Genomic DNA, 13,913 nt, shown 5'->3' with positions numbered 1-13,913 from the left:
TCTATTTCGGGCTTACTGCTCTTTGCTGCAATCCCGCGGCGTGATGCCTTTCTCCTTGGCGTACTGCGCCGCCGAGGCTTCGATGATCGGCCGCAGCAGGGCGCGGTCGGCCTGTACCCAGTCGCTGATCAGGTTCCAGCGTTGGCCATCCCATTGCTGGAAGCGCACGGCGCCGCCGCCTTCGTGGTCGGCGCAGGACAGTTTCAGCGGTTGCACCAGGCCCTTGGCGCCCAGGGCCTGCAGGCGTGCGTCGTCGAGGTTCAGGTGTTCGAAGCCCCAGCGTACCTGCTCGCCGGTCAGTGGTTTTTGCCCGTATTTTTCCTGGGCCAGGCGCAGGGCTTCGACGTTGAGAATGCCGTTGACCACGCCCAGGTTGTAATACACGGTGCCGAAACGCTTGGGGTCGGCCAGGTTGCCCTTGCCGGCGTCTACCACGCTTTGCTGGATGCCTTGCAGCACCGGGAAGTCGGTGCCCGACGGGTGGGTGGTGATCGAGATAAAGCCTTTGGCGGCGGCGCCGGCCGGTACCACGTCTTCTTCGGAGTTGCTCCAGATATTGCCGATGATGTGATCGGCCGGGTAGCCGACTTTCTGCGCGGACTTGAGCGCCACCGGGTTCATCACGCCCCAGCCGCGCAGGATCACCCAGTCGGGCTTGAGGCGCCGGATGTTCAGCCACTGCGATTGCTGCTCGTTGCCGGGGTGCGGCACTTCCAGCAGGGTCAGTTCGAAGCCGGCGTTTTTCGCCAGGGTTTCGAGCACGCCATTGGTTTCCTTGCCGTAGGGCGAGCCGTGGTAGAGCACGGCGATTTTCTTGCCCTTGAGCTTGTCGGCGCCGCCTTCGCGTTGGCCGATGTAGTTGATGATCGCCGAGACTTCCGAATACGGGTTGAGCTGCAGCGGGAACACGTAGGGGAACACGCTGCCGTCGGTGGAATCGGTGCGGCCATGGTTGATGGTGATCAGCGGCAGTTTGTCGGCGGTGGAGCGGTCCAGGGTGGCATAGGCGATGCCGACTGACAGCGGGTTGGTGGCGGCGGCCGGCGCACCGTTGAGCCCACCCTTGAGGCGCTCATAGCATTCAACGCCTTTTTCCACCACGTACTCGGTCTCGCATTCGCTCCAGGTCAGCTTGACGCCGTTCACCCCGCCCTTGGCATTGATGTATTGCAGGTAGTCGATAAAGCCCCCGAAAAAACCGGTGCCACCGGCCGCGTACGGGCCGACCCGGTAGCTCTGCAACGGGAAGTATTGTTCGTTGGCAGCCTGGGCGCCGGCCGTGAGCCCGGCGGTGATCAGGGCCAGGCCCAAGGCCAGGCGGCGCAGCGATAAGCGATGTGTCATGGAGGTGATTCCTGGGGGGTTATTGAGTTCAGTAACGCAGCGGCCAGACCCTGGCCCGTTGACGAAAGCGCTGCCACAGACGGGCCAGCCCCTCCGGTTCCTTGATCAAAAACGCGATGATCAGCGCGCCAAACAGCATCTTCTGGATGTTTTCCAGCTGTCCGGCATCCATCAGTCCAGCGGGCAACAGCGCGAAGAGATTGGCCAGCAGAATCGGGAACAACACGATGAATGCCGCGCCAAGGACGTTGCCGAGCACGCTGCCCAGGCCGCCGATAATGATGATGAACAGCACCTGGAACGAGCGGCTCAGGTCAAAGCCGTGGGGCTCGACCGTGCCCAGGTAGGCGAACGCCCACAGTGAACCAGCGATGCCCAGGTAGAAGCCGCTGATGGCAAACGCCAGCAGCTTGGCCTTCAACAGGCGAATGCCGATGACCGCAGCGGCGGTGTCCATGTCGCGCACCGCCATCCAGTTGCGGCCCAGTTCGCTGCGCACCAGGTTCTTGCCCAGCCAGAACAGCGTCACCACTACGGCCAGCGTCAGCACGTAGCGGCCGCGCGGTGAGCTGAAATCCAGCCCGGCAATCAGCAGCGGCGGTGAGGTGATCACGCCCGAGGCGTTGTCGTTGGTAAACCAGCTGAAGCGGGTGAGCACCCACTCCACCACGAACTGCGCGGCCAGGGTCGCCACCAGCAGGTAAAAGCCCTTGATGCGCAGGCTCGGCAAGCCGAAGAACACCGCCACCGCGGCGGCGATCACGCCACCCAGGGCAAAGCTCACCAACAGCGGCAAGCCCGGCACGCGCAGTTGCAGGTTGTAGGCGGCAAACGCGCCCACCGCCATGAACGCCGCCGAGCCGAGTGAAAGTTGCCCGGCGTAGCCCGTCAGCAGGTTGAGCCCAAGCCCGGCCAGCGACAGCACCAGCAGCGGCACCAGGATCGCGCTGAACCAGTAGTCATTACCCAGCCAGGGCACCGCAAAGAACGCCACGCCCAGCAGCAGCCACAGCGCGACGCGGTCCTGGCGCAGGCGAAAGGTGCGGCGCTCGGCCGCGTAGGAGGTGCTGATTTGACCGACTTCTTGATACAACATGCAGGCATTTCCCCAAGGACAATCAAACCCGTTCGATGGCGCGCTCGCCGAACAACCCGGCAGGCCGCACCAGCAGGAACAGCAACGCGAGGACGTAGGGCACCCAGTTCTCGATGCCGCTGCCGATGATCGGGCCGAGGTAGATCTCGGCGACTTTCTCCGCCGCCCCGATGATCAGGCCGCCGACAATCGCCCCGCCGATGGACGAGAACCCGCCGATGATCAGCACCGGCAGCGCCTTGAGCACCACCAGCGAGAGCGAGAACTGCACTCCCAGGCGTGCGCCCCAGAGCAACCCGGCCACCAGCCCGACGAACCCGGCCACCGCCCACACCAACGCCCAGATGCGCGGCAGGCGAATACCGATGGCCATGGACGCCAGCGGGTCATCGGCCACCGCACGCAACGACAGGCCCACCCGGGTCTTGTTGAACAGCAGCGACAGCACGATCACCAGGGCGGCGGCGGTGCCGGCGGCAAACAGGTCGAATTGCGAAAGCAGCATGCCGCGGATTTCCAGCGGTTCGTCGGCGATGCCCAGGTCCAGCCCGTGCACCTGCGCACCCCACAGGAACTGCGCGAAACCTTCGATCAGGTAGGACAGCCCGAGGGTGGCCATGAAGAGGATGATCGGTGGGCGATTGACCAAGGGCCGCAGCACCACTTTTTCGATCAGCAGCGCCAGCACCACCATGCTCGCCAGGGTGATCAGGAACGCCCAGGCAAACGGGAAGCCGCGCTCCAACAGGCTGACAAACGTCAGCGCGGCGAACAGCACCATGGCGCCCTGGGCAAAATTGAACACGCCGGAGGCCTTGTAGATCAGTACAAAACCAATCGCTACCAGGGCATACATCACGCCCGCCAGCAGGCCGCCGATCAGCACTTCGAAGAAAAATTCCATGCTCAGGTCCCCAGGTAGGCGGCGATGACATGGGGGTTGGCGCGCACCTGTTGCGGGGTGCCGTCGCCGATCTTGCGACCGTAGTCGAGGACCACCACGTGGTCGCACAAGCCCATGACCACGCCGATGTCGTGCTCGATCAACACCACGGTGGTGCCGAACTCGCGGTTGATGTCGCGGATGAACTGGCTCATCTGGGCTTTCTCCTGGGCGTTCATGCCGGCCATGGGTTCATCCAGCAACAGCAGGGTCGGTTCGGCGGCCAGGGCGCGGGCCAGTTCGACACGTTTTTGCAGGCCATAGGGCAGGGTGCCGACCAGCACGTGGCGCCAGGGATGGATCTGCAGGAAGGCAATCACCTTTTCCGCGTGCAGGCGGTGGGCGTCGTCCTCCCGTGGCGCACGGCCCACGCGCAGCATCTGCTCCAGCCAACTGCTGCGGCGCTTGAGGTTGCGCCCGGTAAGCACGTTGTCGAGCACGCTCATGCCCTTGAACAGCGCGATATTCTGGAAGGTCCGCGCAATCCCGCCTTCGGCCGCCTGGTGCGCACGCATGCGCCGCCGGGTCTGGCCGGCGTAGCGGATGCTGCCGCCCTGGGGGTGGTAGACCCCGTTGATCACGTTGAGCAGCGAGCTTTTACCCGCGCCGTTGGGGCCGATCAGGCCGCAGATGTCACCGGCCTTGACCTCGAAACTGATGGAGGTGATGGCCTTGATGCCCTTGAACGACAGGGAGATGTCATCGAGCCGCAGTAATACCGCTTCAGTGGGTGTGGGCATGGAAGGCTCGTCAGGCAGATTGAGGCAGCAAGTGGTCACTGGGTTCGTGGCGGGTGGACGGCTCTTGCCAATGGCCGGGACGAATGCCCAGGGCCGCAAAGAAGGCGGCACTTTCCGGATGCAGTGGCGGTCCGACCAGCAAGGGCACGCGCAGGCGGCTCATGCCCAGTACATCCAGCAAAGGCCGCCGCACCAGCCAATGGCCCAGCCAGCGGCGCACGGGGGAGGGGGGCGGCTGCATGGCCCAGTCGTATAAACGATGGCTGAAGCTGCCCGGCAGTGGCAGGCGTTCACGCACCCATTGCTCCAGGCGCCCATAGGATTCGCGGGTGCCCAGCACCAGGGTCGGGCCCAGCTCGCGGCGGTCGGTGTCGCGGGTGGCCAGGGCCTCGGGGAAGTTCAGCCGAAAGCCGGCGTGCAGCCAGGGCGCGAGCAGGTAGCGTGCCTGCCCGCTGGCGGCAAACACCCGTGCGGCGAGGGCTTCGTCGTCGGCGCCGAGGTGTTCGCGGTCGATCAGCGTCCGCGCGCCCGCGAGCAGTTGCCCGTGGGTCAAGTGCAGGGAGGTGTCGGCATGAAAGACGAAGGCGGTGTCGCTCGGCTGCGGGGCGTGGGCGGGTGGCGGTGCATCGGCACGCAGCTCGGCATAGTCGATCAAATCGGTGTCTGCGAACTGGCTCAGGCCACGCCCGTCAAGAAACACCACCACCCCGCGTTCACCGAGTTGTTGCAGCGCTTCCAGGTCTTGCACGAGCACGAAGCGCGGTCGCAGCCCGGCCAGCAGCGCCCGGTTGTCGCGGTCCGGGTCCAGCAGCGTGACGCTGGCGCCCAGCCATTGCGCGGCCAGCGCCAGCAGCAACGCTTCGGGGCGCGCCTGGCTGAGGATCAACAGGTTATCGTCAGGCCCGAAGCGGCGCTGATGCAAGGCGGCAGCGAGCTGGCTGACCTCGTGCGCCACCTCGCTCCAGCTGCGCTCATGCCAGATACCCAGGCGCTTGAAGCGCAAGGCAATCGCCGACCCTCGGGTGTGGGCTTGGCGCAACAGCGCTTGGGGCAGTGTCTGGGGCATGGGGGTATCCTTCGTCAGTATGCGAAGGCGATTGCACGCGTCATGCCAGAGGATTAAATGCTTTTATTTCAATGGGATATGTGGATTTTTTGGGGAGGAGGCGTGTGTTGATTCAGCACAAGCTGTCCAAGCAGTGTTGTTGGGCCAACAGCGATGGGGCCATTGCTGGAGCGCTACCTGTCGCCGGCAGGGCTCCAGCTTGTCACGCCGGGATAAGCCCCGCGTCCCGATAACTCTGGACCAGTTCGTCGTACAAACCGAGATCGGCCCGGGTGCGGGCAATCAACTGCGCGCCGGCAATGGCGGTGTAGATGGCACGCGCGCGACGCTCGCATGCCTCTGTATTGCCGGGTTCGATCTCGGCAAGCAACGCCCCCAGCCAGGCTACGTTGATATTGGCAAACGTCAGTATCTCTTCCTTCACCGGCTCCGGCAGGTCCTGATATTCGGCCGCCATAAAACTGGACAGGCACAAGCGGTTGCCGTCTTCGAGTGATTTTCGAAAGATGCTCGGATAAGCACGCAGGCATTGCAGCGGCTCCGGGTTCTCGCTGCGTATCGCCGCGAGGGCGCTGGCGGCGTCTTCCCAATAGCGCCTGGCAACGGCTGCGCCGAGATCGGCTTTGCTCGGGAAGTGGTAATAGATACTGGCGTTCTTGATCCCCACCGTTTCGCCGATGCTGCGGAAGTTGATGCCACTGTAGCCGTAGTGCTGAGCGGCGAGTCTGGCGGCTTCCAGAATCGCTTCGCGGGCATTTTCACTCACGGGTGGATTGCTCTTAAATGTGGGTAGGGGCGAATTCTACGCTGATAAGGTTTTACCTGCCAACTGGTAGGTAATGCTTGACGGCCTGAAATAATACCTTCAATCTCTACCTACCATTTGACAGGTAGGCGAGCAGATCATGACGTTCCAACAACCACAACCCGACGTATCCCAACCTCCGTTGATGAAAATTTATGATTGGTACAACGGCCCCTATCCAGCGCGCGTTCGTATAGCGCTGGCCGAGAAAGATCTGTTGCCGCGCGTTGAGTTCGTGTCGGTCAACCTATGGAAAGGGGAGCACAAACAACCTGAGTTCCTGGCCCTCAACTACTCCGGCACCCTGCCAGTGCTGCAACTGCACGACGGCACGTTCATCGCTGAATGCACGGCTATCACCCAGTACCTGGACACGCTCGATGGCAACCCGACCCTCACCGGCAGGACGCCGACCGAGCAAGGCCTGATCCACATGATGACCAAGCGCGCAGAGATTGAATTGATGGATGCGGTCAGCGTGTATTTCCATCATGCCACCCCTGGGCTTGGGCCTGAGGTCGAGCTTTATCAGAACGCCGAATGGGGCATGCGCATGCGGGACAAGGCGGTCAGGGGGATGCACTATTTCGATAACGTGCTCAAGACCCGCGCCTTTGTGGCAGGCGATGCCTTCTCAATGGCCGATATCGCGTTACTCGGCGGCATGATCTTCGCGGACCTGGTGCAATTGCCGGTGCCGCAGACGTGTGAAGCCCTGCGCGCCTGGCAGGCCAGGGTCAACGAGCGACCTAGCGTTCAGGCCTGGCGTGCAATGGTTGCACAACCGCACTGAGGGCAACGGCCCGCATAGCGGCCGCCAGCCCGGCCGCTGCGCTGGTGAGGGGCAGCGGGCCGGCCGTTACCTGCACGGCGGCCGCGCTCATCGACGCCTGGCCCAGCGCAACCCGTGTCATTCCATCCCTATAGGCGGCATCGGCAGCTTTGGCGATTGTCGCCAGGTAGCCGTCGATGTCACCCGCCTTGAACAAGCGCCATGCCCCCGGAACCAGCCGCACTTCGACGACCGCGTTCGATTGCAGCGCGGCCTTGTGAAACAGCCGCGCGGTCGGTTCGAGGGTGGTTTCCACCGCGCACAGCACCGCAATTTTTCCGCCCGCCTGCACCGCCGAGGCGGCCAGCGCTTCGTCTGTCCTCAGGATCGGGACACTGCTGGAGATACCTTCAACGACCGGACCCAGGGTCGAGCAGGTGAGCACCACGGCGTCGGCCTGTTCAGCCAGTGCAAGCAGGGCTGATGCGGTGGATGCGCAGATGTCGGCGCTCAGATGACCGGCGTTTTCGGCAGCAGCCAACAGGTCGGCGCGCACTTCATGGCGTAGCACATCAGCGCCGATACCCAGTGCTTTCGCGGCGGTTTCAAACACGCTGATATTGCTGGCTGCGGTATGAAGGCAGGCGATGCGCATGGGCTGTTTCCAGTGCTGAAAATGTCGACGATGGTTAAGATGCAGCCCGCACTCACCTAACGCAAGGACAGGGTATGCCGCTGATCATGGAACGCGTAGAACAGGCCCGCAACGGCACTAACGACAAAGTCATCTGCCGCATGCCCTCAGGCTGGGCAGTGATGGGCGATGTGCAATTCCTGCCTGGCTACTGCCTGCTATTGCCCGACCCGGTGGTCGCCAGCCTGAACGACCTGGATGCCGACGCCCGCGCGATCTACCTACTCGACATGGCGCGCATCGGCGACGCGGTGCTGCAAGCCAGCGGTGCATTGCGGATGAACTACGAGATCCTGGGCAATTCGGAGCCGGAGTTGCATTGCCATATTTTCCCGCGCTACGCCTCGGAACCGGATGACAAGCGCAAGATGCCCGTTTGGTTTTATGACTGGAAAAATGCGTTGCCGTACGCGGAAGACGTGCATGGGGAGTTGCGTAAGGCTATCGCGCAATTACTGGCAGGCTGATGCGTTTACCCTGCGATGTCGTTCAGTTCTGCCAGCACGTCGTCCGTCAGGTCCAGTTCGGCTACGGCGAGGTTTTCTCGCAAATGAGCGACCGATGAGGTCCCCGGAATCAGCAGGATATTCGCTGAGCGACGCAGCAACCACGCCAGGGCCAGTTGCTTTGGCGTTACGCCCAGGCGCAGGGCAACGTTAGTCAGTGTCGATGATTGGACCGGGGTAAATCCGCCTAGGGGGAAGAACGGTACATAGGCGATGCCGTCCCTGGCCAGCTCATCGATCAAGGCGTTGTCGTGTTGGTGGGCGATGTTGTACAGGTTCTGCACGCAGACGAACTCAATCAGGCCACGGGCTTCGGCCACTTGCGTCGGCGTGACGTTGCTGATGCCGATATGGCGTACCAGGCCCTGCTGTTGCAGTTCGGCAAGTGCGGCCAGGGGCGCTGCGATCGAGCCTTCTGCCGTGCCCATCAGGTTGTGGGTGCAACGGAAATTGACCACATCCAGCACGTCCAGGCCCAGGTTACGCAAGTTGTCATGCACGGCCTGGGTCAGTTCCGCCTTCGATGCTGCGCCATGCCATCCACCTTGATCGTCGCGACGGGCGCCGATCTTGGTGACGATCGTGAGGTCGTCCCGGTAAGGATGCAGCGCCTCTCGGATAATTTGGTTGGTGACGTGCGGTCCGTAGAAATCGCTGGTATCGATATGGTTCACACCGGCTGCGACGGCCTCACGTAGTACCGCCAGGGCCGCATCCCGGTCCTTGGGCGGGCCGAATACACCCGGCCCAGCCAGTTGCATTGTGCCGTAGCCGATGCGGTTGACCTTATGGTCGCCAAGGGTGAAGGTGCCGCTGCTTGCCAGGTTGCTCATGACTGCTGCTCTTGCTTGAACTGAATAAGGCCCTAATATGAAGGATCCTTCAGATTTTGGAATTCGCATTCCATGAGCACCGTCAAAGCGTCATTGAAGCCAAGAAAATCAGCGGTTCAAGCACGCTCTGCGGCAACCGTCGAAGCATTGCATGAGGCAACCCTTCAGGTTTTGACCCAGCAGGGCCTGGTGCGCTGCACCACTACGCGGGTGGCGGAGCGCGCGGGAATGTCGGTGGGCAGTCTCTACCAGTACTACCCAAATCGCGATGCGTTGCTCGCCGCCATTCTGGAAAAACACCTGGTGCGCGTGGCCGATAGCGTCGAGCTGGCGTGCTCCGGGCTTCAGGGCGCGTCGGTTGCGGAGATGGCGGGCGGCCTGGTCAAGGCATTACTCACCGCAAAATTGCGCGAACAGGCGGTATCCAAGGCGCTCTATGCGATCGCAGCCGAACGCGGCGGGCCGGAGTTGGTCGCACGTATCAACCTGCGCATGGTGGGCGCGATTGCAGCCATGCTGGCAACGGCGTCCGACGCCCACTTTGACGACCCTGGCCTGGTCGCGGCGATCTCGCTGAGTGCCATCGTCGGCCCGGTGCGCACCCTGCTTGAGGGGAACGCCGCGCCTGCGTTCGAGGCTGCGCTGGAGCAGCAAACCACCTTGATGCTGAGGGCGTATCTGCAGGCTCATCAACCCCCGACCCCAAGGAAGACCCATGCGTGAACGAAAGGCTGCACGACTGCTGGTGATCAACCCCGCGCACGAAGTACTGCTCTTCAGGTTCATCCATAAAGACGGCGCACTGGCCGGTCAAAATTACTGGGCTACCCCTGGCGGCGGTGTCGAACCGGGGGAGACTTTCGAGGCCGCTGCCATCCGCGAGCTGCGCGAGGAAACCGGTATCCAGGTGCAGGCCGTTGCCGCGCCTATCGCCGAGCGCCGGTTTGCGCTGATGCTGCCCAGCGGTGAAACGGTGTCGGCCGTCGAGCATTACTTTGTAGTGCACACCGCCAGCACCGAACTGTCCAGGGCCGCATGGACCCTGGAAGAGACCCAGGTGATGGCGGACCATCATTGGTGGTCGGCTCAGGCGTTGCGTGCCACCGAGGAAACGGTCTGGCCTGAAGCGCTGGTTGACATGCTGGTGCAAGCCGGTGTGTTCAGCGCATAGCGCCGAGAATCCCGGCCGTCTCGACCACCCTGGCGTAGTCCATGGCCAGGTTGCTCAGCGACAGCGCGTGCACGTCCTCCGCTGGCCACAGGCGCCCGGACCCATCGGTTTGATCGAAGGTGTAGCAGGCGTCTGCGGCGACGAGCACGTCAAAGCCGAGGTTGCCGCCTGTGCGTGCGGTTGCTTCGACGGAGTTGTTGGTGATCACCCCGGCGATCACCAGTTGCTTGATCGAACGCGCGTGCAGCCAGCGTTCCAGCCCGGTGGCGATAAAGGCACAGGGTACGTTCTTTTCCACCACGTGTTCGTGGGCCAGTGGTTGCAGCGCAGGCTGAAATTCGCAGCCCGGCTGGCCCGGCCAGAATACCGAGCCGGGGGTACGGGAGATGTGCCTGACGTGCACCACAGGCCGCCCCGACTGCCGCCAGGCGCCGAGCAATTGCTGCAACTGTTGCTCGGCCTGCGGGTTGTTGCGGCGCCCGAGCTTCGGGTCATTCATGCCCTGCTGCATGTCGATGATCACCAGTGCGGCGTTTATGGCTAACGGTTCCATGGCACGTCCTTTGGCTCGTGAGGCACAAAACATAGCAGCCATTGAATGGGCCTAAACAGCGATTTGTTCGATGCCTTTGCCATTTGCCTTTACACTGCCGCCCCCGGAATTTCAGCAAGGATGCGTTGGATGCGTACGCGACTCAGCGGTGTACTCCTCTCCCTGGCCCTGGCCGCTCCCGTCATGGCCGACCCCCGTTCGTTCTCGGTCAATGACCCCAGCGGTCAATACCTGGTCGAGGTTTTGTTCCCGGACGTGCCGCAGGACTTGCAGCACTTGGCGCCGGCGCTCATCACCCTGCGCGACAAACGCTCCCTCGAAATCCTTCAGCAATTGCAGACCCCGGATGCCCAGGTGCCGCTGGACCAGCAAGGCAGAACCGTAGACTGGCGCCTGATGGGGGAGAACGGCGTGGTGTACTTCGCCGATATCAACCAGGATGGCCGCCAGGACCTGGCGATCCGCAATGGCACCGGGGCGGACAAGGACTTCCAGTCCAGTTACGACGTGTATCTGCAAGACCCGCACACGTCCCACTGGGTGCTGAATGGCCCCTTGACCGACCTGGCCAACGAGACCTCCGGCGGGATGTTTTCGATCAATCCCAAGGACGGCATTATCCATTCGCAGACCGACCGGGGTTGCTGCTGGACCCGCGCCAGCCGCTATCAGATGCGCGACGGCAAACTGGTGCGACTCAGCGCGTACACCCAGGCGGAAGTGCCGGCGACGGACGATGACGCCAACAACAGCATGCCCAGCGGCTACATGCTGCGCACCACCGGTGAGTGGAAGGACGGCCAGTGGCTGGAAACGCCCAGGCTGGAAGGACCGGTCAACGAAGACCCCGAGTTCCTGGCCGGCACCCTCAACGGCAAGATCCCGGTGCAGCTCTGGTACCAGCAACAGGGCGCGGTGCTGATCGGTGAGGTGCGCTACACCAAAAGCGGCAGCGGCAAGCCGATCAAACTGGTGGGGGATCAGGGTGAATACGGCGACCAGTCGTTTATCTACCTGCACGAATACGCCGATGATGGCCGTCAAACCGGCATCTGGCGCATCACGCGGGAAACCGTCGAACCTTATGCCTACGCGGGCACCTGGGTCCGTGGCGCCAAGGGCGACCAGCCCGAGCTGCAGATTCAACTGCACAGGCAGGACCGGGCGCCTGAGTACGACAAACTCGGCGACGTGGCCCGCGACCAGCGCGATGGCCATTACCAGATGCGCGATGACTTCCTCGGCCGCGACGGTGACCTGGACCTGAAAATCCTTCCCGAACGCGACGCCCAGGGCCGGGAAGTGGCGGAACTCAACGTGACGCTCAAAGACACCGGCACCGACAAGATCATCATCACTACGCACCAACGCGTGCCGATGGAAACCGCAAACCTGATCATCGTGCGCACACCCCAGGCGCCCCCTCGGGCCGGGCCGTATCACATCCAACTGGTGAAGGGCTTTGCCGTGATCGAGCACAACTCGGCGCCGGACAGCCAGGACTACCTGACCGGGTTTTATCGTAAGCAGCCCTGAAACCGGGGAGTAATGCCGCCTGAGTGTCGATCCTGGATCAGGCGGTTAGACACATCGGGTATCTTCAACCGCCGGCCGCTTCAGGCTCGGCGCACAATTGATTGATCAAGGAAGCAGGCAATGGCACTCAGGGTGATGGTGATCGGCGGCTACGGCAACTTTGGCAGCATCATTTGCCGGCACCTGGCGGGCGCGCCGGGCATTGAACTGGTGGTCTCGGGCCGCAACTCACACAAGTTGCAGGGCAAAGTCGACGGGTTGAAAACGTCCTCGGGCCGCGAGTGCGAAAGCTGGTGCGGCGATGCCATGGCGGCCGGGTTCGCTGGCGTCTTGCAGTCGATGGACATCCAGTTGGTGATCCACACCGGCGGCCCGTTCCAGGGGCAGTCCTATGCCGTCGCCCAGCACTGCATCGACGCGGGCGTGAACTACTGCGACCTGTCGGATTGCCGGACCTTCGTCAATGGCGTCGGCGTGCTGGATGCGAAAGCCCGGCAGGCGGGCGTGGCCGTCCTCAGCGGTTGCAGCTCTGTGCCGACGTTGTCGTCCGCCCTCATCGATCAGTACCGCTATCGCTTCATGCGCATCGACACCATCGAGCATGGCATTTCTTCTTCGGCGAAGATGCCGGGGCTGTCGACCATCGAAGGCGTGCTTGCCTACGCGGGCAAACCGATCAAGCAACTCAAGCAGGGCCAGGTGCACGAAGTGCTGGGCTGGCAGGACCTGACCCTGCGCAGGATGCCCCAGCTCGGCACGCGGGTGCTGGCCAATGTGGACGTGCCCGACATGGATATATTCGCTGGCCGTTATGGCGCCCATACCCTGCGCTTCAAGGCCGGTGCGGGGCTCAAGCTGGGCGGTGTCGCCAATTATCTGCTGGCGCAAGCGCTACGCATGGGCATTGTGCGCGACCACCTTGCATGGGCCGCCAGACTGCATCGCCTGGGCACCTGGTTCGAACGATTTGGCGATGGCAAAAGCGCGATGTACATCGACGTGCAGGGTCTGGGCATGCAAGGCCAGCCGCTGTCCCTGGCGGTGCAACTCACGGCCCTGGACGACAAGGGACCGGAAATCCCCAGCTGCGCGGCCGTCGCCCTTGCCATCAAAATGGCCCACGGTTACGTGCCCGAACCCGGTGCCCGCCCGTGCGTAGGTGAAATCAGCGTCGACGAATACATGGCCGCCATCAACGAACCGACGAAGCTCAGCCTGGCGGTGCGCTTCTCTGACGGGAAGGCCTGACCGATGCTCTACCTGTGCCTGAAGTACCTGCACATCATCGCGGCGATTTTCCTGTTCGGCTTCGGCATGGGCTCGTACCTCTACCTGATCGCCGCCAGTCGCACGGCCAACCCGCAAGTGATCGCCCAAGTGGCGCGCATGGTCGTGCGGTTTGATACCTGGATTACCACGCCGGCGGGCGTCATTCAGATCATCACGGGCTTGCTGCTGATCCAGCTTGCCGGGCTGCCTGTGACCACGGAATGGGTACTGACCGCGTTGATCATCTTCCTCGGCGTGGGCTCGCTGTGGCTGCCGGTGCTGGTACTGCAGAAGCGCATGCAGCAGATGGCCTCGCGGGCGGTCGAGACCGACACGGAGCTGGATGATGGATACCGTGGTGTGTACCGGCAATGGTTCTGGCTGGGCGTCTTCGGCTTCCTGGGGATGTTTGTGATCGTGATGATCATGGTGACGAAGATGACGCCGTGGCAGTTGGTCGGGCTGTTGGCGGCGGGCTGAGTGCCCGCTCAAGGCTTGGCATCCCAAACCGGTGCAACGATGCATAGCGCTGTGTTCATAGCGGCCCCCTCAAAAAGCGCTGCTCATGCGTCGGCCGCTGCTACG

At 62.9% G+C, this 13,913-nt stretch carries 16 protein-coding genes; 7 read left to right on the top strand and 9 right to left on the bottom strand.

Annotated elements, in window-relative coordinates; translation table 11 throughout:
• Nucleotides 1-12: 12 nt before the first annotated feature.
• The 6 genes from FX984_RS04340 to FX984_RS04315 form a co-directional block, all read right to left on the bottom strand.
• Complete coding sequence (locus tag FX984_RS04340) at nucleotides 13-1,344, bottom strand: ABC transporter substrate-binding protein (RefSeq protein ID WP_092485010.1); 1,332 nt, start codon at nucleotides 1,342-1,344, stop codon at nucleotides 13-15.
• 28 nt (nucleotides 1,345-1,372) lie between these two features.
• A complete protein-coding gene (locus tag FX984_RS04335; RefSeq protein WP_027608468.1) occupies nucleotides 1,373-2,440 on the bottom strand; it encodes a branched-chain amino acid ABC transporter permease in 1,068 nt (355 codons plus the stop codon).
• 22 nt (nucleotides 2,441-2,462) lie between these two features.
• Nucleotides 2,463-3,344, bottom strand: a complete 882-nt coding sequence (locus tag FX984_RS04330) for a branched-chain amino acid ABC transporter permease (RefSeq protein ID WP_027608467.1) — start codon at nucleotides 3,342-3,344, stop codon at nucleotides 2,463-2,465.
• A gap of 2 nt (nucleotides 3,345-3,346) precedes the next feature.
• On the bottom strand, nucleotides 3,347-4,123 hold the full coding sequence (locus tag FX984_RS04325) for an ABC transporter ATP-binding protein (RefSeq protein WP_027608466.1): 777 nt from the start codon (nucleotides 4,121-4,123) through the stop codon (nucleotides 3,347-3,349).
• A 10-nt stretch (nucleotides 4,124-4,133) separates the two neighbouring features.
• Nucleotides 4,134-5,189 carry an AMP-binding protein gene (locus tag FX984_RS04320; protein ID WP_146476141.1) on the bottom strand — a complete coding sequence of 352 codons (1,056 nt, stop codon included), beginning with the start codon at nucleotides 5,187-5,189 and terminating at the stop codon, nucleotides 4,134-4,136.
• 202 nt (nucleotides 5,190-5,391) lie between these two features.
• Nucleotides 5,392-5,955: a TetR/AcrR family transcriptional regulator gene (locus FX984_RS04315; protein WP_027608464.1), complete on the bottom strand. Its 564-nt coding sequence runs from the start codon at nucleotides 5,953-5,955 to the stop codon at nucleotides 5,392-5,394.
• Between the two features lie 139 nt (nucleotides 5,956-6,094).
• Here FX984_RS04315 and FX984_RS04310 point away from each other — a divergent pair, with 139 nt between their 5' ends.
• Nucleotides 6,095-6,787: a glutathione S-transferase gene (locus FX984_RS04310; protein WP_146476143.1), complete on the top strand. Its 693-nt coding sequence runs from the start codon at nucleotides 6,095-6,097 to the stop codon at nucleotides 6,785-6,787.
• Here the strand turns inward: FX984_RS04310 and FX984_RS04305 are convergent.
• Complete coding sequence (locus FX984_RS04305) at nucleotides 6,744-7,421, bottom strand: aspartate/glutamate racemase family protein (protein WP_027608462.1); 678 nt, start codon at nucleotides 7,419-7,421, stop codon at nucleotides 6,744-6,746. The two genes, FX984_RS04310 and FX984_RS04305, sit on opposite strands and share 44 nt — an antisense overlap.
• Nucleotides 7,422-7,495: 74 nt before the next feature.
• On the opposite strand from FX984_RS04305, the gene FX984_RS04300 reads away from it, so the two are divergent.
• Nucleotides 7,496-7,927, top strand: coding sequence for an HIT family protein (locus tag FX984_RS04300; RefSeq protein WP_146476146.1), 432 nt, complete (start codon nucleotides 7,496-7,498; stop codon nucleotides 7,925-7,927).
• A 5-nt stretch (nucleotides 7,928-7,932) separates the two neighbouring features.
• On the opposite strand, the gene FX984_RS04295 is transcribed toward FX984_RS04300, so the two are convergent.
• Nucleotides 7,933-8,799, bottom strand: a complete 867-nt coding sequence (locus FX984_RS04295) for an aldo/keto reductase family oxidoreductase (RefSeq protein WP_146476148.1) — start codon at nucleotides 8,797-8,799, stop codon at nucleotides 7,933-7,935.
• A 72-nt stretch (nucleotides 8,800-8,871) separates the two neighbouring features.
• On the opposite strand from FX984_RS04295, the gene FX984_RS04290 reads away from it, so the two are divergent.
• Nucleotides 8,872-9,522 (top strand): TetR/AcrR family transcriptional regulator, encoded by a 651-nt coding sequence (locus FX984_RS04290; protein ID WP_065942112.1) that lies wholly within the window; start codon nucleotides 8,872-8,874, stop codon nucleotides 9,520-9,522.
• Nucleotides 9,515-9,970 (top strand): NUDIX hydrolase, encoded by a 456-nt coding sequence (locus tag FX984_RS04285; protein ID WP_146476151.1) that lies wholly within the window; start codon nucleotides 9,515-9,517, stop codon nucleotides 9,968-9,970. The genes FX984_RS04290 and FX984_RS04285 overlap by 8 nt, the downstream gene beginning before the upstream one ends.
• Here FX984_RS04285 and FX984_RS04280 read toward each other — a convergent pair.
• Nucleotides 9,960-10,523, bottom strand: a complete 564-nt coding sequence (locus tag FX984_RS04280; protein ID WP_146476153.1) for a cysteine hydrolase family protein — start codon at nucleotides 10,521-10,523, stop codon at nucleotides 9,960-9,962. The two genes, FX984_RS04285 and FX984_RS04280, sit on opposite strands and share 11 nt — an antisense overlap.
• Before the next feature lie 129 nt (nucleotides 10,524-10,652).
• Between FX984_RS04280 and FX984_RS04275 the strand changes: the two genes are divergently transcribed.
• The 3 genes from FX984_RS04275 (at nucleotide 10,653) to FX984_RS04265 (ending at nucleotide 13,808) form a co-directional block, all read left to right on the top strand.
• Complete coding sequence (locus tag FX984_RS04275; RefSeq protein ID WP_146476155.1) at nucleotides 10,653-12,059, top strand: XAC2610-related protein; 1,407 nt, start codon at nucleotides 10,653-10,655, stop codon at nucleotides 12,057-12,059.
• A 120-nt stretch (nucleotides 12,060-12,179) separates the two neighbouring features.
• Complete coding sequence (locus FX984_RS04270) at nucleotides 12,180-13,307, top strand: saccharopine dehydrogenase family protein (protein WP_146476157.1); 1,128 nt, start codon at nucleotides 12,180-12,182, stop codon at nucleotides 13,305-13,307.
• A 3-nt stretch (nucleotides 13,308-13,310) separates the two neighbouring features.
• The gene (locus FX984_RS04265; protein ID WP_146476159.1) at nucleotides 13,311-13,808 is read left to right on the top strand and encodes a DUF2269 family protein; all 498 of its coding nucleotides are present in this window, start codon (nucleotides 13,311-13,313) and stop codon (nucleotides 13,806-13,808) included.
• Nucleotides 13,809-13,913 lie beyond the last annotated feature (105 nt).

Origin of the sequence: Pseudomonas marginalis (assembly GCF_008692035.1) — a bacterium.
GTDB lineage: Bacteria > Pseudomonadota > Gammaproteobacteria > Pseudomonadales > Pseudomonadaceae > Aquipseudomonas > Aquipseudomonas marginalis.
This window is presented reverse-complemented; position numbering and strand designations above follow the sequence as displayed.

Bases quoted from the DNA above. Each gene is read 5' to 3' on its own strand.
- FX984_RS04270 (WP_146476157.1), top strand. From the start codon at position 12,180: ATGGCACTCAGGGTGATGGTGATCGGCGGCTACGGCAACTTTGGCAGC.
- FX984_RS04320 (WP_146476141.1), bottom strand. From the start codon at position 5,189: ATGCCCCAGACACTGCCCCAAGCGCTGTTGCGCCAAGCCCACACCCGA.
- FX984_RS04330 (WP_027608467.1), bottom strand. From the start codon at position 3,344: ATGGAATTTTTCTTCGAAGTGCTGATCGGCGGCCTGCTGGCGGGCGTG.
- FX984_RS04295 (WP_146476148.1), bottom strand. From the start codon at position 8,799: ATGAGCAACCTGGCAAGCAGCGGCACCTTCACCCTTGGCGACCATAAG.
- FX984_RS04300 (WP_146476146.1), top strand. From the start codon at position 7,496: ATGCCGCTGATCATGGAACGCGTAGAACAGGCCCGCAACGGCACTAAC.
- FX984_RS04310 (WP_146476143.1), top strand. From the start codon at position 6,095: ATGACGTTCCAACAACCACAACCCGACGTATCCCAACCTCCGTTGATG.
- FX984_RS04285 (WP_146476151.1), top strand. From the start codon at position 9,515: ATGCGTGAACGAAAGGCTGCACGACTGCTGGTGATCAACCCCGCGCAC.
- FX984_RS04335 (WP_027608468.1), bottom strand. From the start codon at position 2,440: ATGTTGTATCAAGAAGTCGGTCAAATCAGCACCTCCTACGCGGCCGAG.
- FX984_RS04280 (WP_146476153.1), bottom strand. From the start codon at position 10,523: ATGGAACCGTTAGCCATAAACGCCGCACTGGTGATCATCGACATGCAG.
- FX984_RS04265 (WP_146476159.1), top strand. From the start codon at position 13,311: ATGCTCTACCTGTGCCTGAAGTACCTGCACATCATCGCGGCGATTTTC.
- FX984_RS04275 (WP_146476155.1), top strand. From the start codon at position 10,653: ATGCGTACGCGACTCAGCGGTGTACTCCTCTCCCTGGCCCTGGCCGCT.
- FX984_RS04305 (WP_027608462.1), bottom strand. From the start codon at position 7,421: ATGCGCATCGCCTGCCTTCATACCGCAGCCAGCAATATCAGCGTGTTT.
- FX984_RS04340 (WP_092485010.1), bottom strand. From the start codon at position 1,344: ATGACACATCGCTTATCGCTGCGCCGCCTGGCCTTGGGCCTGGCCCTG.
- FX984_RS04290 (WP_065942112.1), top strand. From the start codon at position 8,872: ATGAGCACCGTCAAAGCGTCATTGAAGCCAAGAAAATCAGCGGTTCAA.
- FX984_RS04325 (WP_027608466.1), bottom strand. From the start codon at position 4,123: ATGCCCACACCCACTGAAGCGGTATTACTGCGGCTCGATGACATCTCC.